20 protein-coding genes are annotated in these 26,280 nt (G+C 34.7%); 12 read left to right on the top strand and 8 right to left on the bottom strand.

The window, feature by feature from the left end; translation table 11 throughout:
* Positions 1 to 55 precede the first annotated feature (55 nt).
* The 6 genes from AMQ68_RS06925 to AMQ68_RS06900 all read left to right on the top strand — a co-directional run bounded on the left by AMQ68_RS06925 (position 56) and on the right by AMQ68_RS06900 (position 8,968).
* Complete coding sequence (locus AMQ68_RS06925) at positions 56 to 3,268, top strand: TonB-dependent receptor (protein WP_241775068.1); 3,213 nt, start codon at positions 56 to 58, stop codon at positions 3,266 to 3,268.
* 42 nt (positions 3,269 to 3,310) lie between these two features.
* Entirely contained in the window at positions 3,311 to 4,711 is a 1,401-nt protein-coding gene (locus AMQ68_RS06920; protein WP_054509836.1) for a RagB/SusD family nutrient uptake outer membrane protein, read from the top strand.
* Between the two features lie 18 nt (positions 4,712 to 4,729).
* A complete protein-coding gene (locus AMQ68_RS06915) occupies positions 4,730 to 5,626 on the top strand; it encodes a glycerophosphodiester phosphodiesterase family protein (protein ID WP_054509835.1) in 897 nt (298 codons plus the stop codon).
* 211 nt (positions 5,627 to 5,837) lie between these two features.
* A complete protein-coding gene (locus AMQ68_RS06910; protein ID WP_054510047.1) occupies positions 5,838 to 6,182 on the top strand; it encodes a phage holin family protein in 345 nt (114 codons plus the stop codon).
* A 190-nt stretch (positions 6,183 to 6,372) separates the two neighbouring features.
* On the top strand, positions 6,373 to 8,367 hold the full coding sequence (locus AMQ68_RS06905) for a S9 family peptidase (RefSeq protein WP_054509834.1): 1,995 nt from the start codon (positions 6,373 to 6,375) through the stop codon (positions 8,365 to 8,367).
* Between the two features lie 112 nt (positions 8,368 to 8,479).
* Positions 8,480 to 8,968, top strand: coding sequence for a DNA-deoxyinosine glycosylase (locus AMQ68_RS06900; protein ID WP_054509833.1), 489 nt, complete (start codon positions 8,480 to 8,482; stop codon positions 8,966 to 8,968).
* 232 nt (positions 8,969 to 9,200) lie between these two features.
* Here the strand turns inward: AMQ68_RS06900 and AMQ68_RS06895 are convergent, their stop codons facing one another.
* From AMQ68_RS06895 to AMQ68_RS06875, 5 genes are all read right to left on the bottom strand, one after another.
* Positions 9,201 to 10,241: a phosphotransferase enzyme family protein gene (locus AMQ68_RS06895; RefSeq protein ID WP_054509832.1), complete on the bottom strand. Its 1,041-nt coding sequence runs from the start codon at positions 10,239 to 10,241 to the stop codon at positions 9,201 to 9,203.
* Complete coding sequence (locus tag AMQ68_RS06890; protein ID WP_054509831.1) at positions 10,232 to 11,140, bottom strand: sugar phosphate nucleotidyltransferase; 909 nt, start codon at positions 11,138 to 11,140, stop codon at positions 10,232 to 10,234. The genes AMQ68_RS06895 and AMQ68_RS06890 overlap by 10 nt, the downstream gene beginning before the upstream one ends.
* Complete coding sequence (locus AMQ68_RS06885) at positions 11,130 to 12,521, bottom strand: Gfo/Idh/MocA family protein (RefSeq protein WP_054509830.1); 1,392 nt, start codon at positions 12,519 to 12,521, stop codon at positions 11,130 to 11,132. The genes AMQ68_RS06890 and AMQ68_RS06885 overlap by 11 nt, the downstream gene beginning before the upstream one ends.
* Before the next feature lie 194 nt (positions 12,522 to 12,715).
* A complete protein-coding gene (locus AMQ68_RS06880) occupies positions 12,716 to 13,789 on the bottom strand; it encodes a serine hydrolase (protein WP_054509829.1) in 1,074 nt (357 codons plus the stop codon).
* Between the two features lie 26 nt (positions 13,790 to 13,815).
* Complete coding sequence (locus AMQ68_RS06875) at positions 13,816 to 14,508, bottom strand: AIM24 family protein (RefSeq protein WP_054509828.1); 693 nt, start codon at positions 14,506 to 14,508, stop codon at positions 13,816 to 13,818.
* 180 nt (positions 14,509 to 14,688) lie between these two features.
* Here AMQ68_RS06875 and queA point away from each other — a divergent pair, with 180 nt between their 5' ends.
* The 5 genes from queA (at position 14,689) to AMQ68_RS06850 (ending at position 20,028) form a co-directional block, all read left to right on the top strand.
* Positions 14,689 to 15,738, top strand: coding sequence for a tRNA preQ1(34) S-adenosylmethionine ribosyltransferase-isomerase QueA (gene queA, locus AMQ68_RS06870; protein WP_054509827.1), 1,050 nt, complete (start codon positions 14,689 to 14,691; stop codon positions 15,736 to 15,738).
* 65 nt (positions 15,739 to 15,803) lie between these two features.
* Entirely contained in the window at positions 15,804 to 16,838 is a 1,035-nt protein-coding gene (rlmN, locus tag AMQ68_RS06865; protein WP_054509826.1) for a 23S rRNA (adenine(2503)-C(2))-methyltransferase RlmN, read from the top strand.
* A gap of 74 nt (positions 16,839 to 16,912) precedes the next feature.
* On the top strand, positions 16,913 to 17,845 hold the full coding sequence (locus AMQ68_RS06860; protein ID WP_054509825.1) for a sterol desaturase family protein: 933 nt from the start codon (positions 16,913 to 16,915) through the stop codon (positions 17,843 to 17,845).
* Between the two features lie 254 nt (positions 17,846 to 18,099).
* A complete protein-coding gene (locus AMQ68_RS06855) occupies positions 18,100 to 18,978 on the top strand; it encodes a hypothetical protein (RefSeq protein WP_054509824.1) in 879 nt (292 codons plus the stop codon).
* Between the two features lie 72 nt (positions 18,979 to 19,050).
* Entirely contained in the window at positions 19,051 to 20,028 is a 978-nt protein-coding gene (locus AMQ68_RS06850) for a polyprenyl synthetase family protein (RefSeq protein ID WP_054509823.1), read from the top strand.
* 82 nt (positions 20,029 to 20,110) lie between these two features.
* Here the strand turns inward: AMQ68_RS06850 and AMQ68_RS06845 are convergent, their stop codons facing one another.
* The 3 genes from AMQ68_RS06845 to AMQ68_RS06835 all read right to left on the bottom strand — a co-directional run bounded on the left by AMQ68_RS06845 (position 20,111) and on the right by AMQ68_RS06835 (position 22,944).
* A complete protein-coding gene (locus AMQ68_RS06845; RefSeq protein ID WP_054509822.1) occupies positions 20,111 to 20,812 on the bottom strand; it encodes a hypothetical protein in 702 nt (233 codons plus the stop codon).
* Between the two features lie 125 nt (positions 20,813 to 20,937).
* Complete coding sequence (locus AMQ68_RS06840; protein WP_054509821.1) at positions 20,938 to 21,630, bottom strand: hypothetical protein; 693 nt, start codon at positions 21,628 to 21,630, stop codon at positions 20,938 to 20,940.
* A 528-nt stretch (positions 21,631 to 22,158) separates the two neighbouring features.
* Complete coding sequence (locus AMQ68_RS06835) at positions 22,159 to 22,944, bottom strand: hypothetical protein (RefSeq protein WP_054509820.1); 786 nt, start codon at positions 22,942 to 22,944, stop codon at positions 22,159 to 22,161.
* A gap of 836 nt (positions 22,945 to 23,780) precedes the next feature.
* On the opposite strand from AMQ68_RS06835, the gene AMQ68_RS06830 reads away from it, so the two are divergent.
* Entirely contained in the window at positions 23,781 to 26,213 is a 2,433-nt protein-coding gene (locus AMQ68_RS06830) for a thiamine pyrophosphate-dependent enzyme (RefSeq protein ID WP_054509819.1), read from the top strand.
* Positions 26,214 to 26,280 lie beyond the last annotated feature (67 nt).

Raw genomic sequence — 26,280 nt, 5'->3', positions numbered from 1 at the left:
AAAACCGATAAAAGTTTAACAAATTAACATTTGCGAATTTATGAAAAAAACATTGATGAGCGCTACTGTACTTGGTATTTTGTGCATGTCACAATTATCTTATGCCTCAGAAATACAAAAAGATTTCTATGTAGCCTATACTGGAAACCGGCCCATAACAAAAGTGCTGGAAAAACTGAGCAAAATAACAAAAACACAGGTCTTCTATTCAGTTTCAGATTTAAAAGATATTTTAGTAGATGATGACAAGATCAATTATGCATCTTTGAGCGAAACTTTAAGTTATTTAGAAAAAAATTATCCTGTAGAATTTAATGTTCAGAATAATACGGTTACCGTAAGAAGAACGGCTAATAAGAACGAGGTAATTCCCAAAAAAGTAATTAAAAGTAGCTTTTCCAATCTTTCCAAGAACGATACAATCCCGGAGAAAGAAAAAAAGATTGAAGAAGTGGTATTGATAGGGTATGGAAAGCAGAATAAAAAAGATATTTCAGGGTCTATCTCGTCTATTGGTGATAAAGATCTGAAAGGGGTGGCTTCTGGAAACTTCGGAGATATGATTGCAGGAAAAGCAACCGGCATTCAGATAACTTCTTCCAATGCAAACCCTGGTGCATCGCCAAGTATTCGAATCCGTGGGATCGGAACTTTAACGGCAGGAGCTAATCCTTTAATAGTGGTAGACGGATTTCCTTTAACAGAAGGAACAAATCTAAATTCAATTGATCCGAATTCAATTGCTTCTATTGATGTGCTAAAAGATGCTGCTTCTACGGCTATTTATGGTTCAAGAGGTGCCAATGGAGTTATTCTTATTCAAACCAAAGAAGGAAAAAAGGGAAAGTTGGAGTTTACGCTTGATTCTTATTACGGAATCCAGACCAGGAGTGATAACGAAAAGCTTGTTAACGCGTATGATATGGCCACTTTTATGAAAGAGGCAAGAGATAATAATTATCTTTCAAAAGGGCCTAACAGAAGTGCTTCTGATGATACTGCCACAAGAATTGCCAAAGGCGCTTCGCTAAGAGAACTTATCCCGGATTATATTATTCCTTACTTAAATAAACAACCTGGATTAACGAATACAGATTGGTATTCCACAGTCTTAAAGCCCGCTCCAATAAGCAATACTTCATTGAATATTTTAGGAGGTGATGAAAAAACTAAATATTCATTCACAGGAAGTTATCTGAATCAAAAAGGGATCCTGATTGGTACGGGCTACGAAAAATATTCAGGCAATATCAACTTAGTTACTAATGTGACGGATAAACTGAAGTTTGGGATCTCTATGACTCCATCTTTTGCAAAAGGAGAATTGTTTGATATGGTGAATGGTGGAAATACCTATAATCCATTGCTGGCTTCTACCGTAATGTATCCTTTTTTTGCACCGAGAGATGCTAACGGAAATCTTCTTATTTCTCAGCAGATAAAAATGAATACGCCTACAGATGCTGCTTTGGTTGAAAATCCTGTTGCGATTGCAGAGATGACAAAACGAAAGTATACCTTGTTCAAGACCTTTGGAAATATATTTGGAGAATGGAAATTTTTAAAAGATTTTAAATATAAAGCTTCTGCAGGAGGAGATTATACGAGTTATGAATATAATTTCTTTAAACCTTCAACGGTAGGAAGCTACAGAACCCCTGTTCCTAATGACGTGACGAGTGGAAGCAGAACAGAGTATATTACTAAAAACTATCTGATAGAAAATTTACTCACGTATGATAAAAAGATCAATGATCATTCATTTAATGCGATAGCGGGACAATCTTATCAGGAAGAATCATCTAATCAGATAACTACTTTAGCAACAGGTTTTCCGGATAACAGTATTGAAAATATAGCGGGAGGAACCTCTTTTAAAATTGATGTTAATCAATATAAATGGACGTTACTTTCCTATTTTACAAGATTTAATTATAGCTATCAGAGCAAATATAGTTTTATGGCTTCTTACCGAAGAGATGGCTCTTCAAGATTCGGAGTTAATTCTAAATGGGGCAATTTCTATGCATTGTCTTTAGGATGGACGGTAAGTAATGAAAGTTTCTTTCCCAAAAATAAATTGTTGGATCCTTTGAAATTAAGATTTAGCTTGGGAACCAATGGAAATAATCAGATTCCCAATTTTGGATCCATGTCTTTAATGGAAAAAGAGTATTATGTTTTTGGAGGAATTTTAGCTCCGGGATACAGGTCTTCTACACCTGCTAACAAGAATCTTTCTTGGGAAAAGTCTGAATCTACCAACTTCGGGATCGATTTTTCTTTGTTTAATAAATATCTGAATATTTCTGCAGACTATTACATCTTAAATAGGAAAGATTTGCTTCTGGAGGTCCCTGTTCCCCAGCAGTCTGGATACACCACGTCCCTTCAAAATATTGGTAAAATTAGGAATAATGGTTTGGAGATACAATTATCTTTAAGACCTATTCATATGGGAGAGCACTTTGAATATTCTAGTAATTTCAGCTTTTCTACCAATAAAAACAAAGTTTTAGCGCTAGGGAATAACCAAACGCAGATTGTGACAGGGGTAAATAATTTTTCGGTAACAAAGGTAGGTGGTTCTATTGGCGAAATGTATGGCTATAACATTCTTGGGGTTTATAAAAGTCAGGAAGAAATTGACAATTCACCACATATTGCAGGAACTTTAGTTGGAGATTATATTATGGAAGACCTGAACGGGGATGGTAAAATTGATACCAATGATAAGAAAAGTTTCGGTTCAGGGATACCCAAATACATCATGGGTTTTACCAATTCATTTAGATATAAAAATTTTGAACTGAATTTTACTTTATACAGCGAGCTAGGAAAAAAAATATACAATGGCAGCCAAATGAATAATACCGAATCGGGAGAAGGTTTCGGGGTGCCAACACAATATTATTTTGATAATAGATATAACCCACAAACCAATCCTAATGGTTTTTATGGAATGCCAAATATGAACTTCTCAAACAATAGAAAAGAAGCCAGAACGTCTAGTATTTTCTTTAAAAACGGAGATTATGTAAGATTGAGATCATTAAAATTAGCCTATAATTTCCCAAGTGATGTAGTTTCAGCCTTAAAAGTGAAAGCCATACAGGTATATTTTGTAGGAAATAATCTGCTGACGCTCACATCATATAAAGGTGCAAATTTAGATGCCAACTCAGACAATATATTAACACAAGGATATGATAATGGCTATTATCCGGTTGCCAAAACTTATTCTTTCGGAATGAATATGAAATTTTAACCAATCCTTTTTTATCTGATATCTACTTATAAAATTTACAAAATGAAAAGAATATATATACCTTTTATAGCTTTGTTTTTATTACAATCTTGTTCTTCAGATGTTTTAAACACCTCACCCGAAAGTATTAAACAAACGGCTGTTTTTTACCAAGATCAGGCACAGTTGGAGCAGGGAGTCAATGCCGTCTACGGATCATTACAATATGTGGGACAATATCAATTGGCAATGCTTGCCATTGGTGAGCTTCCATCAGATAACACCTATGATGAGGTTCCTGCCAACGACAGTTTTACATACGGTGAATTTGATTTTTTTACCATTCAGCCTAATAATACTTTGCTGTCCAGCACCTGGAAAGAAAATTATATTGGGATACAGCAGGCAAACATCGTTCTGAATAGAATAGGCGCTGTGGCTATGGATGAATCACTTAAAAATGCACGGATGGGTGAAGTGAAATTTTTAAGAGCACTTATGTATTTCAATTTAGTAAGAATTTTTGGTGATGTACCATTAGCAACAAAGGAAACAACAGATGTCAATGAATATTTTGGGCAGGGAAGAACTTCCGTGGAAACTATTTACAGCTTTATTGAATCTGAATTAAAAGAATCTATTAATCTGCTACCCATAACAGCTTCCCAAAAAGGAAGAGTGACGCGAGGTGCAGCTTTAGGAATTTTAGGTAAAGTATTAATAACCAGAAGTAAATTTAGTGAAGCCTTACCCTATTTGCAGCAGGTGCAAGGTTTGGGATATAGCTTATTGCCGGATGTTACCAAAATATTTGATGTTACGAATAAAAATAATGCTGAGATTATATTTGATGTTCAGTTTAGTTCGGGACTTAATGGCAATACAGAAGGAAGCCAGGCCTATCAAATGTTCAGTCCCTCAGGATTTGTTCCGGGTGCAAAAGGACACAACTTACCCACCAAAGAAATTTACAACCTTTTTACAGCAGGAGATGGCAGAAGAGATGCTTACATTGGTCTTACGCCAAACGATATTCCCTATACCAAAAAGTTGGTGAAAACTTCTGATGCAGTGGCAGATGGTGGTAGCAATGTTGTTGTCCTTCGTTTGGCAGATGTGTATCTTCTGATGGCAGAATGTTATGCAAAAGCAAATGATTTTGCCAATTCAAATTTATATTTAAATAAGGTTAAAAATAGAGCAGGACTTGCTTCGGTGGATATTACAACCCAACAACAGTTGCTTGATGAAATAGAAGTCGAGAGAAGAAAAGAATTTGTGGGAGAAGGACATCGATGGTTTGATCTTGTTCGAACAGGGAAAGCTGTTTCTGTAATGACCAACTATTTCCAACATACACTAGGATACAATACGGCTGTCATTAAAAACTATAACCTTATCATGCCTGTTCCTCAGGATCAAATTAATACAGATCCGGCGATTAAACAGAATCCCGGCTATTAAAATTGAAAATATAACGATATGAAAAAAAACAGTTTAAATAAGAGGCAATATCTTTTCTCTTTACTTTTCATCTTGCTCTACGGAATTGGGTATTCTCAGATTTCACTAAGTAAATTTCCAGGTGATAAAATCATGGTTGTTGCTCATAGAGCAGACTGGAGAGAAGCGCCCGAAAACTCCATAATGGCTATAAAAAAAGCAATGGAAAAAGGAGTAAATATGGTAGAAATAGATTTAGCGCTCACCAAAGATAATGTTCTGATTCTAATGCATGATAAAACCATTGACAGAACAACTACAGGAAAAGGGAAACCTTCTGATTATACTTTAGAAGAAATGAAGAAGTTTACTTTACGTGACGGTTTAGGAGTACCCACTCAGATGAAAGTTCCTACGCTAGATGAGGTTTTGGAAGTAACGAAAGATAAAATATTCATCAATTTAGATAAAGCTTTTGATTATTTTGATTTGGTATATCCTATTCTTAAAAAAAGAAATCTATTAGATCAGATTCTTTTTAAAGGTGCTGTAGATTATAATGAATTCAATACAAAATATGGGAAATTTAAAAATGAAATTCACTTTATGCCCATTGTAAAATTAGAAGCCAATGAAGGGTGGGACAAGATCAATGAGTATTATAAAAATTACAAGGTTTATGGTTTTGAATTTACGTTAGGGCTAGATGAAAGCCATTTAATCAATTTTAAAGAAGTACAGCAAAAAGGAGCAAAAGTATGGATAAACTCTTTATGGCCAAATCTCAGTGCAGGGCATAATGATGATTTAGTACTTGAAAATCCCAACGCGTATGAGTGGTATATAAAAAATAATATCAACATTATTCAGACAGACAGACCTAAAGAATTAATAGAATATTTGAAAAAAATAAATAAATATTCTCCTGTACAATAAAAGATTGAGTATTTCACTGAAAAATGATTGAATAATGAAAATGAATGTTTTTATTTGTATTTTAATAAATTGAATTGATAATCAAAATATTATTACTTAAAATTCAATTAAAAAGCTTTAGTTTTTCGTTAAAAAAGTTATTTAATTAAAGATGTTTATCCTGAATGGAACAGCATTTGCAAGCTAAATGGCAACTTTAAAATTAATTATTATGAATTTAATCATTCGACTTTTTATAACGGCAATCGTTGCATTTCTGTTAACTAAAATTTTACCGGGAGTATATTTTGAAAGCTTTTCAACGGCCATTATTTTTGCTATTGTTTTAGGGGTTCTTAATATTATCGTTAAACCAATATTAAGTATATTAGGGTTTCCTCTTACGATTATAACATTAGGATTTTTCGCTTTGGTGATCAATGCGATTATGATTTTAATGACTGATTATTTTATTGACAGTATGCATGTAAAAGGTTTCTGGTGGGCATTTATTTTCAGTATCTTGCTTTCCTTTATTACCTCTCTTGCAAATTCAATGTTTGCAGATAAGGATTAAAATAATAAATTCATATCAAATATACATCCGCCAGTTTTTTATTGGCGGATTTTTTTGTTTCAAACATAAACGTTAATTCTTTCGCTTAATTTTAAGATAAACATTAACTTTGGGCATCTTTGAATTAATAGGGATTTACTGAAATCATGATGCGATTTCATAAGTCCGTAACAAAAATGAATATCAATATATGAAACTTAAGTACAGTCTGCTGGCTTTGGCAGCTCCGCTTTTAATGAATGCACAACAACTAATGACGCCTGAAATTCTTTGGACTTTGAAAAAAGTAGGAGTACAGGCTGTTTCACCAGATCAGTCTTCACTTATTTATAAAGTAGGGCAGGTAGATCTAAAAACGGAAAAAACAAAAAGTGAGAACTATTTTCTAAATGTTCTTAATAATCAAGCTTCTAAAATAGATTTTGGTAAAAAAGCTCTTATTCAGTGGGATAAGAACGGTATTTACGCTCAGGAAGGAGATATTATCTATCTTTCAAAAGACAGCGGAAAAACCTGGACTGAGTTTTATACGATCGGGGAAGCTGATAATATTGTAATTTCTCCGGACGGAAAGAAAATTGCTTTCAGCAAGCAGGTTTTAGTGGAAAAATTAATGGGGAAAGATAAATATGCTGATACTCCAAAAACTACTGCGCAGGTTTATACAGACCTAAACCACAGACACTGGGATTATTTTAATGAAGGAAAATATAACCACGTTTTTGTAGTAAATACTTCTGATAAAGCAGATGCTGCAAAAGATTTATTGGATGGTAAAGCTTGGGATTCTCCTCAGAGACCTTTTGGTGGTGCAGAAGATTTTATCTGGAGCCCGGATTCTTCTCAACTTTTATATGTTACAAAACCGAAAAGTGGTAAAGAATATTCAACAAGTACCAATACCGATATCTTCGCTTACGATCTGGCTTCTGGAGCAACTAAAAACCTAACGGAAACGAATAAAGGATATGATGTAAATCCAAAATTCAGTCCGGATGGAAAGTCGTTGGTTTGGCAGAGTATGGAAAGAGACGGATATGAGGCTGATAAAAATGACATCAAATTGATGGACTGGAAATCAGGTAAAACTTCAAATCTTACAAGCGGTTGGGACGAAAGTGTTTCCGGAGATGTTTTCTGGGGTGGAGATTCTAAAGTAATTTACTTCACAGCAGCTTTCAGAGGAACAAAACAATTGTTTTCTTTAGATCCTAAAAATGCGAAAGTTCAACAAATTACAAAAGGAGATTTTGATGTCAACGAGATTTTTGCAGATAACAAAAACTCTTTGGTTGTTGGAAGAACAGATGTAAACCATGCAACAGACCTTTTCTCAGTTAATCTGAAAAATGGTGAAATGAAGCAGGTTACCGAAGCTAATAAAGACATGTATTCTAAATTGGCTCAGGGGAAATCTGAATTGAAGATGGTGAAAACTACAGACGGAAAAGAAATGGGCGTATGGTTCCATTATCCGCCAAACTTTGATCCTAATAAAAAATATCCAACATTAGTATATTGTCAGGGAGGTCCTCAATCTGCATTAACACAATTTTTCAGCACAAGATGGAACTTTGCTTTAATGGCAGCGAACGGATATATCGTGGTAGCACCAAACCGTCGCGGAATGCCGGGATGGGGAACAAAATGGAATGAAGAAATTTCTAAAGACTGGGGCGGACAACCGATGAGAGATTACTTAGCAGCAACAGACTATGCGAAAACGTTACCATATGTTGATGGAAGTAGAGTAGCAGCGGTTGGCGCTAGTTATGGTGGGTACAGCGTATTTATGTTGGCTGGAATTCACGAAAACAGATTCAAAACGTTCATCGCTCACGATGGATTATTTGATATGAAATCTTGGTATTTAACAACGGAAGAACTTTGGTTTGCGAATTGGGACTTAGGTTCTCCATGGGAAAAGCCACTTCCAAAAGCATATACAGAATTTAACCCAAGTAATTTTGTAGACAAATGGAATAAGCCAATTATGATTTTCCAGGGTGGAATAGATTTCCGTGTTCCTTACGAACAAGGTCAGGAAGCTTTCCAAGCGGCTAAATTAAGAGGGTTGAAATCTAAATTAGTTTATTTCCCTAACGAAAATCACTGGGTGCTACATCCGCAAAACGGTTTAGTTTGGCAGAGAGAATTCTTTGATTGGTTGAAAGAAACGTTATAATTAAATTGTAATCGAATTTAATTATTTAAAAATATCAATAGGAGCGGGCTTTAGCCCGCTTTTTGTTTGTTGGTAATCGATTGGCTTTAGCCAAAATGTATATATTTGAATCATGGAAAACAGAATCTCATCATTTCCACCCTTCATTGACGATCAATCTAAGATTTTAATTTTAGGTTCCATTCCCGGTGTGAAATCGTTAGAAAAACAACAATATTACGCGCATCCTCAAAATAAATTCTGGAAAATTATTTTTGAATTATTCAGTGAAGAGGTTACAGAAAATTATCCTGAAAGAGTTGCGACCTTAACAAAGCATCATATTGCTATTTGGGATGTCATTGATTCCTGCGAAAGAAAAGGAAGCCTTGACTCTGAAATAAAAAACGAAGAAGCCAATCAAATTGGAGAACTGTTGGAACAATATCCAAACGTAAAAGCCATTTTCTGTAATGGTGGAAAATCCTATAAAAACCTGCAGAAAATTTTAGGAAAGAACTATAAACTTCCTATTATTTTATTGCCTTCAACAAGCCCATTACACACGGTTTCTTTTGAAAAAAAGTATGAAGAGTGGAAGGCCATTTTGAATTTTTTATAAATGATTAAACTATACTGAGCTGAGCTTACTGTTAAATAGTTGAAATTTAACAGTAAGTTTGTGATTCCAGAGGAATTTAGATTTATTTTGTAGAGATGCTTCGACTTCGCTCAGCATGACAGCGCTAAAAATTTACAGCTAAATTAGGCGGTTAGTATTAGAAATGTCATGCTGAGCGAAGTCGAAGCATCTTTAAAATTTTATAACTTTCCAACACTAAAACACTAAAACACTAAAACACTCTTCGGCCCAAAAACTCATTCAGTCCTTTCAAAAGTTCCAATTGATTTTTCGTTCGATCCAAATTATGTTCAGAATATTGGGTTGAATAGTAAATACTTCCATTTAAATAATCCGTCAGAAAACGAATCTCCTGAATATAAATGGCAACTTGAGCTGCATAATCAAGGTGGGCAGATTCTTCCGGACTTAGCTTTTCTTTTAAATGAAATAAAAATCCGTTTTTAACCGCATTATAAATTTCGGGATTAAAATTATTTTCAGCACTTCCGTCATCTTCATTGGTGATGTTGGTGTAAGATTGGATCATTGTTCCGAAGTCATAGAGAATGGTTGAAACCATCACGGTATCAAGATCAATAACGGCCAATGCCTCATGATTTTCATCAAAAAGAATATTGCTGATTTTAGCATCGGCATGAATGATTCTTTTAGGAAGCTGATTATTATTCACCATTTCAATCCACTTATTGGGTAAAGACAAAAATTGGTTGGTAAGTTCTATTTCAGCGCTGGCCTTTTCTGAAAATTGAGGATCTGCATTTTTCAATGCTTCTTTATAATCCTGTACTCTTTTCTCAAAATTAAGGAAATTGGGTAACGTATCTTCAATATTGGGAAGTGTGCCTGTGTTTACAACGTCAAGAAAATGACTGAATGCTTTGGCAGCTTCAAAGGCAATATCCGATGAAGGAACTTTAATAAAAGTCACACTGTCTTCCACGAAGCTTTGCATTCTCCAGGGTTGTAAATTTTCATCCTGTACCAAAAAATCTTTTGACAGCGAAAGAATAGGTTTGATGATATCCAATTGATAGTCATTGGATTGTAGCAAACAATTAACCTGTAAATGATTAATGATAATGGAATCTGTATTCTTAAATACTTGATTATTAATATTCTGTAAGATAAATTTTTGATGAGTGTCTTTATTTTCTACAATAAAAGTTACATTGATTAATCCGTTGATGATAGGAGTAAGCGTATAGTTTTCGGTAGCAATAAATTTTTTAACAATATGGTCTACTTCCATAAATTTTGAGGATATCGGTTTTTTTGAATTTCTTTTTCAAGATAGTTTTTAATAATTTCTTTATCATCTGCATACGTCATTCCCATCCATTGTGAAGGTGAAGATTTTACCAGAACTTTTACTTTGTTTTCATCCATCATTCTTTGAACAGCAGAAGGAATATAAAATTCTTCTTTGGGTAAAGGGTCGGATTGAATAAAATCATTAAAATACTGCTCCAAAGAATCGAAAATGGTAGGATGAAATACAAAATAGTTCATGGAGACCAAAGTTTCAGGATCTACTTTTATATCTTTTCCATTTTCAATATAAATAATGGTATTGCCTTCTTTCCGAATGGAGGTTTGTTCTTCAACTTTTATCAGATAATTCTCAGAATCCAGGGTGCAAATTCCCCTTGCAACTGTCCCGTTTTCACTCAATGTGGTTGCTAATGGATAGGCAACAATTTCAAATTGTGAGTCAGAGATATTTCCAAGATCAATTTCTGTTGAAGCGAGCTGATAAACTTCCTTTCCATAAAAATCATCTGCATTAATGACGGTGAACGTTTCATCGATGACATTTTTTGCACAAAGAATAGCGTGCCCCGTTCCCCAAGGCTTTTGTCGGGTAGAATGGTTATAACTTTCGGGTACAAACATTTCCTGATCCTGATAAACAATATGCAGTTCGAAATGGTTGTTTTTCGATATTTTTTCAAGTCTTTCAATATAACTTTCAGGAATAAAGCGGTTGAATACGACCACTATTTTATTAAAACCTGCTTGCAAAGCGTCATAGAGAGAATATTCCATAAGAGGTGAGCCATTCTCTAGAATTCCGTCTACTTGTTTCAGACCTTTGTATCGGCTTCCTAAGCCTCCGGCCAATATAAGAAGTGTTTTTTTAGAAATCATCTGTCATTCCGAATATAGGTTTACGATTTTTCCATTGTCCTTTTGTGAAATCAGGAATGTCAACTACCTGACCTCCCTGTGCGATGGATTTTTCGCTTAATGGAGTAATAGAGTACCATGTCGCCAGATCATACACATCCATTGGGAATTCTATATTTTGTTTGATACATTCTATAAAAGTATTCATCACAAAGAAGTCCATTCCGCCATGGCCCGCACCATTGGCCATATTTTCATATTTCTTCCACATGGGATGATCGTTTTCGGTGAGCCATTTTTCAGGATTGTCCCACTTATGACTGTGGTTCATTTTTTTTTCAAAATAAATGTGTCCATCATTAAATTCTCCGGATCCGAAATCCTGCCAAAGTCCTTCTGTGCCCTGTACTCTGAATCCCAGATCATAAGGTCTCTGCAAGCTTGTATCGTGAGTCAGAAGAATGGTTTCTCCGTTTTCACAGGCGATTTGGGTGGTTACAATATCTCCCTGATTGAATTTTACTTTGGCATTCGGATGATTTTCTCCGCCTTTTGCATGGTCTACAATATATTTATGAAGTCCTACAGATTTTGATGAAAATGAAGATAATCTTGTTAATCTGTTTCCACGGTTAACGTTCATCATCATAGAAACTGGCCCTAGTCCGTGAGTAGGGTAGAGTTCTCCATTTCTTTTCACATAATGTTCTGTTCTCCATTTTGCTTCGCTGAATCCTTTTGCTCCAAATTCCACTCCTGAGTTATACGGAGTAACTCCATCATTAAATAAGACGCCACGCAAATCATGCTCATAACCACCTCTTCCATGCACGAGTTCCCCGAACATTCCTTTACGAACCATATTGAGAACTGCCATGAGGTCTCTGCGGTAGCATACGTTTTCCATCATATAGATAGGAACTTTTGTTTCTTCGTAAGCTTTTACAAACTCCCAGCAATCTTCCAGCTTGATTGCTCCGGAAACTTCCATTCCCACGATTTTCTTGGCACGCATGGCTTCTACACCTTGTGGTAAATGCCATTCCCAAGGCGTTGCAATTACTACGGCGTCTATATTGTTTAGCTTTAATAAATTTCGATAGTCATATTCACCATTAGAAAACTCTTTTGCGACAGGTTTACCATTCTCTTTCAGTATTTTTTGACATTCGGATAACATGATTTTACTGGGATCTGCAAAGGCTATAATTTCAACATCATTGCGTTTGGCCAATAATTTTACATGCTCACGCCCACGCAGTCCGACTCCGATAAAACCTACACGGATTTTTTTGTCGGATGTAAAAGTTTCAGAATAAGCGAATAAAGAATTAGGTAAAACAAGGGCTCCAAAAGTGGCCAATGCGGTAGTTTTAATAAAGTTTCTACGGGAATTATCCATCTATGTATTTTTATTTTAAAGATATTAAAATTTTAATAGTAAAAAGCTGATTGGATCAAATTATGACCATGGATAAAGCAATTAATGGCTATCTGTGAATGTTTTTATTTTATTTTAAACAAAAGGTCTGTTCTATATTATAAAACAGACCTTTTTGCTTAAAAATTTAAATAACTTATTGTTTCGGTGCACAATCATTGACCATAGTATGCTGCAATCACTTTTTCTCTCATCTTGTTTAAATATTTAATATCTTTTGTATTGGATAAAATAATCAACGTAACATTTTTGTCGATAAGATGTACCCAATTAGCACTGTGTCCGTAGCCTTCGCCTTGGCGTTCTGCAAATAAAGTATCTACTGAACCAAATTTTTTAGGATACACCCAAAAACCAAAAGCTACATCTCCAAGCTTTTTATTGGGAGTCAGCATAGTGTCCAACGTTGTTTTTTTAATCAGAGTATGGTTAAATACAGCCTGATCAAAAATCAAAAGATCTTTTGGAGTTGAATACATTGCTCCGGCCGAATACAGATTGTCTATATAGGCATTAGTGGGCATATGCAGGGCAAAAGCATCAGACTCATCAGCAGTGTAGCCTTCATCAATATTCTTAATGATATCATTATGATGCAAAAATCCGGTGTTCTGCATTTTCAGAGGATCTAATATTTGTTCTTTTAAAACCTGTTCATACGGTTTGTTGTAGATCTTCTCGATGATTTTTCCGAGCAGTATAAAATCTCCATTGTTATAGCTAAACTTTGTTCCTGGTTTATCAATCAGTTTTTCAGATAAAAAAGTGCTGATAAAAGTATCCAGATCCCAAATGGTATTATCATAAGCCTGATGAATGAGTTCCGGTGAGCTGATGTCTTTATGATCTCTTCCGCTGCTGTAGGTCAATAAATTTCTTATGGTTACTTTTTTTGCCGCTTCTCCTTTATATTCGGGATAATACGTTGAAATCGTAGCATCCAGATTGATTTTTCCTCTTTCATACAGTTGCATAATAAGCACAGCGGTAAAAGTTTTCGTTAAGGAGAAAATATGAAATCGTGTCTCGTCTGAAAAGCTGATATTATAATGTCGGTTGGCCAACCCTTTATACGTTAATAATTCAATATTACCGTTTTTTGCGAGCAATACACTTCCATTGAAATTATCTTTTTGTACACAAGAATCGATTACCTTTTCTACATTCTGGATTTGTGAGTGCGCTGTATTTGCGATTAATAAAACTAAGGCTATGAATATATTTTTCATGAGTGCACCTTTTATATCATTGTAAATTACTTGTCGATTGAATACACCTCTTCGTAAGGCTGAATAACAACCCATCCGTTTCCTGAAAATTTCATCTGGAATTCTTCTCCGCTTCCTCTTCCTATCAAACTTTTAAAAGAAATATTTGTTTTTAATTCCGGCTTTAAATTTCCGGACCAGGCAACTGTAGCATTAGGATCTGTGAAAACGGGAGCGTCTGGAGTAACCAATAGAGTGATAGGATCTCCGTGAGTGGTGATCGCAATATGTCCGGTTCCTGATAGTTTCACTTGAAATAATCCACCTGACATTACTCCGGCGATACTTTTTAGCATAGTAATATCACTTTTTATATTGTATTCGTGGGCTAATACATCATTTCCGTTCACGCAAACAGATTCATTGTTTAAATAAAGTATGCGAACTCTTTTTCCTGCATCAGCTACATATAATCTTCCTGAGCCTTCTGCTTTCATCAGTTTAGAACCTTCTCCACTGATGGCTTTTTTCAGGATATTTCCCAATCCTCCAGACATCATTCCCTGTCTTTCAAAGTTGATATTTCCAACATAGCCTACCATGCTTCCTTTTTTTGTCCATACCGATTGGTTATTAAGGTTAATCTCCAAAAGCTGAGGTTTTTCAAGTTCGAAATAATCTCTTTCTAAAGGATTTTCTTTTGTTTCGTTGACGAAAGCTTCAAGTGAATATTTACTCATGTATTACTGATTTTTAAAGAGCCAAATTACATCTTTTTTGCATTCAAAAGACTACTGATATTTAACCATTTGACAGGTTTGTTAAATAATACTTGACAAAGGGGTATTCAATGTCGTATATTTGCAACTCGAAAATTACACCTTGTAATTTCATTAAATTTTTAAACCGTAATTTAAAAAATGAAAACATCAGATTTTAATTTTGATCTTCCTGAGGAATTATTGGCAGAACACCCATCAGAGCACAGAGATGAGTCTAGATTAATGGTTCTTGACAGAAAAACACAAACTATCGAACATAAATTATTTAAAGATGTGGTTGATTATTTTGATGAAAAAGACTTATTTATTTTCAACAATACAAAGGTTTTCCCTGCACGTCTTTACGGAAATAAAGAAAAAACAGGAGCTAAAATTGAAGTTTTCCTTTTAAGAGAGCTTGATAAAGAAACTCGTGTTTGGGATGTTTTGGTAGACCCGGCAAGAAAAATAAGAATTGGTAACAAGTTATTCTTTACAGAAGACGAATCTTTGGTAGCTGAGGTTATTGATAATACGACTTCTAGAGGAAGAACATTGAGATTCTTATTCGATGGTTCTTACGAAGAATTCAGAACTAAATTAAAAGAATTAGGAGAAACTCCACTTCCAAAATATATCAAAAGATCAGTAGAACCTGAAGATGCTGAAAGATATCAGACGATCTATGCTAAAATTGAAGGAGCGGTAGCGGCACCAACTGCTGGTTTACACTTCTCTAGACATTTAATGAAGAGATTAGAAATCAAAGGAATTGATTTTGCTGAGGTTACGCTTCACGTAGGTTTAGGAACTTTCAACCCAATTGAAGTTGAAGATCTTTCTAAGCATAAAATGGAGTCTGAAGAAATCATCATTGATGAGAAAAATGCAGACATCATCAACAGAGCGGTAGACGAGCACAGAAGAGTTTGTGCGGTAGGAACAACTACAATGAGAGCATTGGAAACTTCTGTTTCTTCAAACAAAAAAATCTCTGCTTTCAATGGTTGGACAAATAAATTTATTTATCCGCCTCACGATTTTGGAGTTGCTAATACAATGATTACTAACTTCCACACGCCAAAATCTACATTACTAATGATGATTGCAGCGTTTGCTGGAAGAGAGTTTATTATGCATGCCTATGAAGAAGCTGTAAAAGAAAAATACAAGTTTTATTCTTACGGCGATGCCATGTTAATTTTATAAAAAGATAATAGGAAATAGGATTTAGGGCTTAGTTTGTCCCTAGATCCTAATACCTAAACCCTATAATGAAAGATATCCGTACTTTATCCCTGAACCAGCTTAATGACTACTTTTTGACATTAGGAGAAAAGCCGTTTCGTGCTAAGCAGGTTTATGACTGGTTGTGGAGCAAAAATCTCCATTCGATTGATGAAATGACGAATCTTTCGAAAACTCTTCGTGAAAGAATTTCCGAAGAATATACTATTAATCCTGTTTCTGTTGATCAGCTTCAAAGAAGTACAGACGGAACCATTAAAAACGGAGTGAAGCTTCACGACGGTTTATTGGTAGAATCTGTTTTGATTCCTACAGAAACAAGAACTACAGCTTGTGTTTCTTCACAGGTTGGATGCTCGTTAAACTGCGAATTCTGCGCTACGGCAAGACTGAAAAGAATGAGAAATCTTGAAGTTGCTGAAATTGTAGATCAGGTTGCCCTGATTGATAGCCAGAGTAAAATGTATTTCGACAGACCGCTTTCCAATATTGTTTTTATGGGAATGGGAGAGCCGATGATGAATTACAAAAACGTAGTAGAAGCCATCCGAAAAATCACCCAGCCGGAAGGTTTGGGAATGTCTCCAAGAAGAATTACCGTTTCTACATCAGGAATTCCAAAGATGATCAAGATGTTGGCTGATGATGAATTGCGTGTGAAATTGGCGTTGTCCCTTCACTCTGCTATTGAATCTAAGCGTAATGAGATCATGCCGTTTTCGGATAAGTTTCCGTTAACAGATATTATGGATTCTCTTCAGTATTGGTACCAAAAAACAGGTTCTGTTATCACTTTTGAATATTGTGTATGGAAAGGTATTAATGATGGTGATGAAGATATTAAAGCTTTGATCAGATACTGTAAGCAAGTTCCTTCTAAAGTTAATTTAATTCAATATAACCCAATCGGAGACGGAAAATACGACAAATGCAACAAACAGGCAGAAGAAAATTATGTTCGTCAGCTTGAGAATGCAGGAATTACCGTTATGATCCGAAAAAGTAGAGGTGGAGACATCGATGCAGCATGCGGGCAGCTGGCTAATAAAGTCGCTGATTAAAATTTTATTAAAAAAATAAAAAATTATCTTAACGATTTCTTAATATCTTACCTTTGCACCAAAAATAATAAGTAATGATGGATTACTTTTTGGGCGAAAATGGGTTGGAGAATGTGTATGCGTGGTCAATTCCGCTTATTGCCGGTGTTATTTTAGCTGAGATGATCTATAGCCACGTTTCCGAGGCTAAACTTTATAATGGAAAAGATGTAGCAACCAGTGTTTTGCTTGCATTAATGAACTTTGGGCTAGACTTTATCATGAAGGTCTTTGCCATGGGCGTGATGTTTTTCTTTTATAATCACAGACTGTTTTCTTGGGATTTTAATATTTGGTATTGGTTGATTTGTTTCGTAGTAACAGATTTTGCCTATTTTGTATTGCATTATGTAGACCATCATTCAAGAGCATTTTGGGCGGTACATATTACGCACCACAGTTCTGAATATTTTAATTTAACCACAGGCTTCAGAAGTCCTGTTTTACAGCCACTTTACCGATATTTATATTTTTCTCCATTGGCCTTTTTAGGGTTTAATCCGTGGCATATTATGGTAGTGTATGCAATTGGGCAAGTGTACGGAACCTGGGTGCATACGCAGACGGTAAAAAGTATGGGGATTTTAGAATATATTTTGGTTACCCCTTCTCATCACCGTGTTCACCATGCTTGTAATATAAAATATCTGGACCGTAATATGGGAATGTGCCTTATTATTTGGGACAAAATTTTTGGAACCTTTGAAAAAGAAGATCCAAATGTTCCTGTAAAATATGGAATTTACCCGAAAATGCCGGATAATAAACCGGATACCATTCTTTTCTATGAATGGCGAAAAATCTGGAAAGACATCAAACAACCGAATCTTAAATTTTCTGACCGAATTAATTACCTTTTCAATTCTCCAGGTTGGAGACATGACGGAACGGGGAAGACGGTAAGACAATATCAGAGAGAGCATTTGGAAAAGAAAAATCGAAAACTGATGCATAAGAAATCGGCTTAATGTAATAAATATAATCTATTATAACCTTATATTAATTATCAATAGGAATGGGCTTTAGCCCATTTTTTTTGTTTTAAGAATATCTTTAGTTAAAACCTGAATGACTCTAGACGCTTATAATAACACTCAGTTTGTCATTCTGACGAAGGAAGAATCTCAACACGAATTGTAGAGTTTTGATTCCTGCGGAATGATAAAGTAAACGCATAAATTTGTGTTCAAATAAAAATTAAAAAAAGATTTATTTTTACTGTATGAAAAAGCTTCTTCTGATTATAACGATAACCGTTTCCACACTCTCGTTTTCCCAACAATCTGATTTTCTTAAGATAAGAAAGTACAGAATCAATTATCTAGATGAGAAATTAAAAGAAACCTCAGGATTAAGTTTCTTTGATGGAAAGTTATACAGTTTCAATGACAGCGGAAACGCTCCCGAACTTTTTGAGATCGATAAAAACACTGGGGATATTCTCAATATAATTAAAATTAATGCTAAAAATAAAGACTGGGAAGCGTTAACGAATGATGGAAAGAATTTTTACATCGGAGATTTCGGAAATAATGGAGGAACCAGAAGAGATTTAGAAATTTATAAAGTTCCTTTTCAGAATAGTGAAATAAAGAATGATTCGGTAAAAATAATTTCATTCTATTATCCGGAACAAACGGAATTTATTCCTAAGTATACCAATAATGACTTCGATGCAGAAGCGATGATTTATTTAAACGGAAAGCTGCATGTCTTCACCAAAGAATGGGCTTCAAAATCAACTTCGCATTATATCATAGATCCTGAAATTTCAGAAAAGCAAAAAGCTGAAAAAATAGAATCTTATAAGACCAATTTTGTGGTTACAGACGCTTCTTATTTTGATAAAAAGCTTTATTTAATAGGGTATACAAAGAAAACAGAAGTGTTTTTGGATATCTTTGATGAAACTGAGCCTGGCGTCTTTTTTAAACAACAGCCAACGCATTATTATTTGGGAAGTGCGCTCTCGATTGGGCAGATTGAAGGAATTGCTGTGGATGAAAAAGGAATCTATATTTCCGGAGAAAAATTCAATTCTCCATTGGGAGGAGCAAAGCAGAGTTTTTATTTTGTTCCAAAAGAGAAACTCAAAGATTAATTTCTCTTAAAATTGACTGAAAAAAATTATCTTTGTGATTATTAATAATTATACATCTATCATACACAGATTGTGGCGAATATTGTAGAAGAAATCAAACAACCGATCAATGAGGAAATGAAACTTTTCGAGCAAAAGTTTTATGAATCTATGCAGAGTAAAGTCCCTTTATTAGATAAGGTAACTCGCTTTATCGTTACAACTAAGGGAAAACAAATGCGTCCTATGTTTGTATTCCTATGTGCAAAATTAATAGGAGATGTAAATGAAAAGACCTTTCGTGGAGCTTCCATGATAGAGCTGATTCATACGGCAACTCTTGTTCACGATGATGTGGTAGATGAAAGTTTTAAAAGACGTAATTTTTTCTCTATTAATGCGTTGTGGAAGAATAAAATTGCGGTTTTGGTAGGAGATTATCTGTTGTCAAAATCAGTTTTATTATCTACAGATCATAAAGATTACGATTTATTAGCCGTGATTTCAAGAACGATACGTGAAATGTCTGAAGGCGAGCTTCTTCAATTGGAGAAAGCCAGAAAACTGGATATTACAGAAGATGTGTATTACGAAATTATCCGTCAGAAAACAGCGACTTTAATTGCTGCATGTTGTGAAATCGGGGTCTTATCCAATAATGCTGATGAAGTATTGGCTAAGAAAATGCAGGATTTCGGAACCTATACAGGAATGGCTTTCCAAATTAAAGATGATTTGTTTGATTACCTAAGTTCAAACGTTATTGGAAAACCTGTTGGGATTGATATTAAAGAACAGAAAATGACCTTGCCTTTAATTTATACCCTGACAATTGCCAACGAAAAAGACAAAAAATACTATTTCAATACCATAAAACGATATAACAACGACCAAAAACGAGTAAAAGAGCTTATTGCTTTTGTTAAAAGCTCGGGAGGGTTGGAGTATTCTGTTAAAATAATGAAAGAGTTTCAACAGAAAGCAAAAGATATTTTGAATGAATTTCCAGATACGGAAGTGAGAAGATCTTTGCATAATATGTTGGATTATGTAATTGAAAGAAAATTCTAATCCTACTAATTTACATCGATTGTATATAAAATAAAACTGAGTGTTCTTAGCACTCAGTTTTATAGTTTATCAAATACAATTTTTAATAGGCTATATACACTTGGTTCCAATATTTATCTGAACTCGCATAACCAGTTCCATACCTTGTATTCAACTTTATTTCATAAAATGTAGGGTCTTGTAATGAATTCACATAGACTTGATAGCCTACTGTAAATGATCCACCACTTCCCGAAGTATTATAGGCTTGCCATGTATTCCAATTGGCTGGGGTGAAAGTAACTGAAGCTTGTGCACTATTTGCGCTGTTATTATACCAGGACAATCTGTTGCTATTATAAGTTATATTTTCTGTAGGTGCTTTTCTCAACCTCATTTCAAAATAAACGTTAGCTCTAATTCTGAATTCTAAATTTCCTATCGTAACCGTTCGAGTAGGATCTGGTTCACCAGAATATGACATTTTAGCAGTTGTAGCACCTGATGAAGAATTTTGCGCTTGCAATAATGACCATTTGGGTGACGATGGTGTTCCTAAATTACTGTAAATACCAGAACCATTTAATCCTCCTCCTGTGTGGAAAACGATTAAACCATTGGCGGGTGATGGGATCGTTGTTCCATCAGTTTCGCTCAGTAGAGAAATTCTTGGAGGTAGAAAGCCTTTATTGGAAGATTGTACATCTAACATAGCCGAATTGTTGGGAACAGCTGTTCCTATGCCTACTTGGGCTAGTGTAAAAGTAGCTAATATGATTGCTAGTAAAGAGAAGTATTTTTTCATAAAAATGTTTTAAAATGTAATTAATATTGTACGTAATAAATTGAGACTCGTAAAATAAAGAGAACGTTTTTTTAGCACCAGTTTAAGTACAGTATATGATGCTTTACAATTAAATAGGACCCTTCTTAATATAGTACGACAACAAATGCCCAATATTTTTGACTGGCATCTGCATTGCCATATCTTGAATTCATTTCTACATGATAAAATAAACGATCGTCAAGAGAACTGATATAAATCAAGAATCCTTGTGATTGTAAAGCTCCATTTCCTCCGGCAATATCAAAAGTTTGCCAAGTATTCCAGTTAGCAGGAGTAAAAGTCATGGTATAATTACCACTACCATTAAATACAGTAGAATAATAAATTATTGTAGCTGCTGGCGCAGATTTTCTTCTTGCTTCAAGATAAACACTTCCTGATTGAAATCTTATTCTAAACTCGAGATTTCCTGCAGAGACTGTTTTGCTAGGATCTGCCTCGCCTTTATATGACATTTTACTAGCTGTAGATCCAGAATTTGAGTTTTGTGCTTGTAATAAAGACCATTTGGGTGATGATGGTGTTCCTAAATTAGTATAAATACCCGGACCGGAAAGTGTTGTTCCCGTGTGGAAAACCAGTAAACCATTAGCCGGTGTAGGAATAGTTGTTCCATCAGTTTCATTCAGAAGAGACATTCTTGGAGGGAGAAAACCTTTATTGCTAGATTGGATATCTAACATAGCAGAATTGTTGGGAGTAGGCGTTCCTATCCCTACTTGAGCTTTAGTGAATAAAATCATTGCTAAAGCTCCTAATGAGAGAATTTTTTTCATAAAAATGTTTTTTTTAAATGTTATAATTAATCGAGACGATTATTAGAAAGATCTTTATAAACGAATAGAAATAGAGGGAATTATAAGAGTGCAAGAAGAGGGAGGGGAATTTTTTAAGAGAACTTCGAAATTCATTATAAAAGTGTTTTATTTCTACATTTGTTTATGCTTGCAAAAGTAGGGAAATAAATTATTTATTAAATATGCATGTTTTAGATTTAATCTATATTTAATTTTTGTTAAAAAGTAGAGAAATGTATCTTTTTTTAACGATAAGAGCTAAATAAGTATGTTTTGCATAGTTTCATTAATTGTCATAAATAAAATGATATGATTGAAAATTGCAAATAGAATTTCATACGAAGCACAATATGTTTTAATATACTGCCATTCCTATCTCAGTTGACGAGCGAACGATTAAAAATGCTATTCAATAGAAGTAGAGTATTATTTAGCTTCAAAACATTGTTATCATAAAAAAAACGGAACTTTATAAAGTTCCGTTTTTTACTTATGTTGTTTCAGATTTTAAATTTTTTGTATAGTTACGTTGGTTACATTTCCACTTCCTGTAGCTCCTGTTTCGGTGGCTAAGACGGTAGAGGCTGCATTGGAAGCTGCAGTTAATCGAACTTGATAGCCAGCAGCCGGTACAACTATTAAGGTTGTGTAATTCATTAATTCTCCAATGGTTCCGGCAGTTGCAGCACCTGTGTAATGACTTCCTCTTCCCAGATAAGCGGCATCAGGTATCGGTCTTATCCCCAAAACCAACTGGGTTCCGGCAGCACAATCAGAGAAACTTGCCTGTAATGTAACGATGTAGTTTCCTGGTTGATTGAACGTTAGTGTTCCGGTAGTTGTGTTGTAGTTATAATATGGAGAAGTGGATAGCGGAGTACTGAATAATAAAGTGGTTAACGTATTAGCAGCGAGACTTTGCGATCCCGTTAAACGTGCATGAAATAAACCATATGCATTAAAATTGATCGTCTTCAACACACCGGTAGCATCTGCGACAACCACTCTGTCTGTACCTCCTACCCCTATATTTGCATTAATTCCCCTAATACGGGCGTTTCCGGAAGCAATATCCAGCTTTTCAGTAGGAGATATGGTTGCAATACCTAGATTTCCTGTAGAAGTTACAGCAATATCATTCGCCTGTTGTGTAGCGGTGGGTGCGCCAGATGTTGCATTGTCCTTAGCCCCGTCTATATGAAAGGCTGTTTGAGGATTGCTGGTATTAATCCCAATTTGCGCATAATAGATACTGCTCACTAATAGAGGAGCAATTAAAATAATTTTTTTCATTTTGAGCGTTTTGTAAAATGTTTTTTTATTGATAATATTTTACAAACTTAATAGAAAAATTCGGTAAAAAATACGTTTTAAGTTTATTTTAAGTTAATTATTTACATATAATTCAATGATTTCACTTAAAAATGATTTATTTGATAATTTAATTCATCAAGCGATGAATTGTTTTATTATTGTTTTGTTTATCAGGAGTAGCTCACGATAGTATAATGGAATGTGTATTTATCACCTACCTATGAAATTAAAACAGTATTTGTGTAAGAATAGGATTGAAAAAAAAATGAATATTTTTTTAATAATTGAGTTTGGTAGCCTGAATTTATCATAATATCTTAGTATTTGTAGCTAAAAAGTGAGAATTATTATGTTAAATCATTTAATTTATTAGAAATTTTCAATCAAATAATCCTAATAGTTACAATAATAACAGCCAAGACGACGCAAAATAAAGCGATTAAAAATAAATAATCCGCAATAGTCTCATATTTAATTTCCTGCTTTTCATTATTCGTTCGGATAGACAGAAAAGAGAAGAAACAGCTACAGGCAAAAAGGATACATGAAACAGCTGCAAACTCGTCTAAATAAGTATTGCCACTTATTTTAGTAATTTTCAAAGAAGTAATTATAAGCAGGGAAAACCCTAACAAATTACTTGATGCATTGAGGATATGAGGCGACTTTTTTTCCATAATTGTAAATTTAATCAAACTAAACCAGAATTTCCTTCATTATCAAATTTTTAAAAAAGATTAATAAAAATTAAAATTAATTTAAAAAGTGTATATTAGCAAAATACTTCAAAAACTAAAATTTTTTTTATATTGGCTATGCAAACAACCTATATTGAAACTCAGCAGATTTCCTTTCAAGATTTTAAAAATCAGATACTTGAAGATTATAAGTTAGGGAGAATCTCTCGTGAAATGTCTTATTTGGGCAGAAGAGAAGTTCTTACAGGAAAGGCTAAATTTGGTATTTTTGGTGACGGTAAAGAGTTACCACAGTTGGCAATGGCGAAAGTTTTCAAAAATGGAGACTTCCGTTCAGGATATTACAGAGACCAGACTTTTGCATTAGCGATTGATGCTTTGACAGTTGGGAGTTTCTTTGCACAATTATACGCAGATACAAGTGTTGAAAGAGAACCTGCATCAGCGGGAAGACAGATGAATGGGCACTTCGCAACAAGAAGTTTAAATGAAGACGGAAGCTGGAAAGATCTTACAGCACAGAAAAACATTTCTTCTGATATTTCTCCAACGGCTGGACAAATGCCTAGATTATTAGGGTTGGCACAAGCTTCGAAAGTTTATAAATCAGTAAAATTTGAAGGTTCTGAGAAATTCTCAAAAGAGGGTAACGAAGTTGCTTTTGGTACCATCGGAGATGCTTCTACAGCAGAAGGGCATTTCTGGGAAACTTTGAATGCGGCATGTGCGCTTCAGGTTCCTATGATTGTTTCTATTTGGGATGACGGATACGGAATTTCTGTTCCTACTAAAAATCAGAGAGCAAAAGCTGACATTGCTGAAATGTTAAGCGGTTTCCAGAGAAATGAAGGCGAAAACCAAGGTTGTGAGATTATTCAGGTGAAAGCTTGGGATTATCCTGCATTATTGGATGCGTACGCAAGAGCTGAACAATTTGCAAGAATGGAAAGCGTTCCTGTAGTGGTTCACGTGATTGAAGTTACTCAGCCCCAAGGTCACTCTACCTCAGGATCTCACGAAAGATATAAGAACGAAGAGCGTTTAGCTTGGGAATCTCAGTTTGACGGATTGGTGAAATTCAGAGAATGGATCTTAAATTATTCCATCGAAATTGAAGGAAAAGAAGAGATCATTGCAACGGTTGAAGAATTGGATGCGATAGATGAAGAAACAAAGAAAACGGTAAAAGCAGGGCAAAAAATTGCTTGGGAAAGTTACCAGAAAACAATTACTGATTTAGTTCATGGAGTATTGCCTTTAGTTGAAAATCTAAAAGGACAGAATACGGAGATTGAAAATTACATTGGTCAGTTCAATAAATTAGTTTCAAAAGCTAAGAAAGATGTTTTCCATTTGGTGAGAAGATCTTTATTGGCGACAAGAGGAACAAATTCTGCAGAAAGAAATCAGTTGATGCAGAAATACAATGAGATTTTTGAGGTAGAAAAGGATAATTATTCTTCTCACTTATATTCTCAGTCTCAGTGGAAAGCTGAAAATATTAAAGAGATCAAACCCGTTTATTCTGATGCTTCGGAAGATGTAGACGGAAGGGTAGTAGTTAGAAATAACTTTGATAAAATATTTGAAAAATATCCTGAAACGTTAGTGTTTGGTGAAGATGCCGGAAATATCGGTGACGTAAACCAAGGATTAGAAGGAATGCAGGAAAAGTATGGAGACGTTCGTGTTGCTGATACAGGAATCCGTGAAGCAACCATTTTAGGTCAGGGAATCGGAATGGCGATGAGAGGTTTAAGACCTATCGCTGAGATCCAATATTTAGATTATATCTTGTACTGTTTACAGGGAATGAGTGATGATTTGGCGACAGTTCAGTACAGAACAAAAGGAGGTCAGAAATCTCCTGTAATCATCAGAACAAGAGGTCACAGATTAGAAGGAGTTTGGCATTCAGGTTCTCCAATGGCGGGAATTCTAAACCTTTCAAAAGGAATCTTGGTATTAGTTCCAAGAAACTTAACGAAAGCTGCCGGATTCTACAACACGATGCTTCAAAGTGATGATCCAGCGGTGATTGTTGAATGTCTGAACGGATACAGATTAAAAGAAAAACAACCAGATAACTTAGGTGAATTCACTGTTCCTGTAGGAAAAATTGAAGTAACTAAAGAAGGAAAAGATGTTACGTTGGTAACATACGGTTCAACTTGGAGAGTGGTAATGGAGGCAGCAGAAGAACTAGAAAAACTAGGAATCTCTGCAGAAGTTATTGATGTTCAGTCATTGATTCCTTTCGATTTAACCAACGAAATTGCTGAAAGCGTAAAGAGAACCAACAGATTGGTCGTAATTGACGAAGATGTAGAAGGAGGAACTTCAGCGTTTATTCTTCAACAAATTTTAGAAAAGCAAAAAGCATTCAGATTTTTAGATTCTGATCCGTTAACGATTGCTGCAAACGATCACAGACCTGCGTATGCAAGTGATGGAGATTATTTCAGCAAGCCATCTTCAGACGATATGGTTGAAAGAATTTATGCACTATTTAATGAAACAAATCCTGAGAAATATCCTGCGATATTTTAATTGGAATTTTAGATAAAATTGAAACCGCTTTCTTTTGGAAGCGGTTTTTTTCTATATTAGAAAACTG

It is taken from the genome of Chryseobacterium sp. ERMR1:04 (assembly GCF_001297705.1).
In the GTDB taxonomy this organism is placed as follows: Bacteria; Bacteroidota; Bacteroidia; order Flavobacteriales; family Weeksellaceae; genus Chryseobacterium.
The sequence above is the reverse complement of the archived record's forward strand: the minus strand, read 5'-3'. Positions and strand labels throughout refer to the sequence as shown.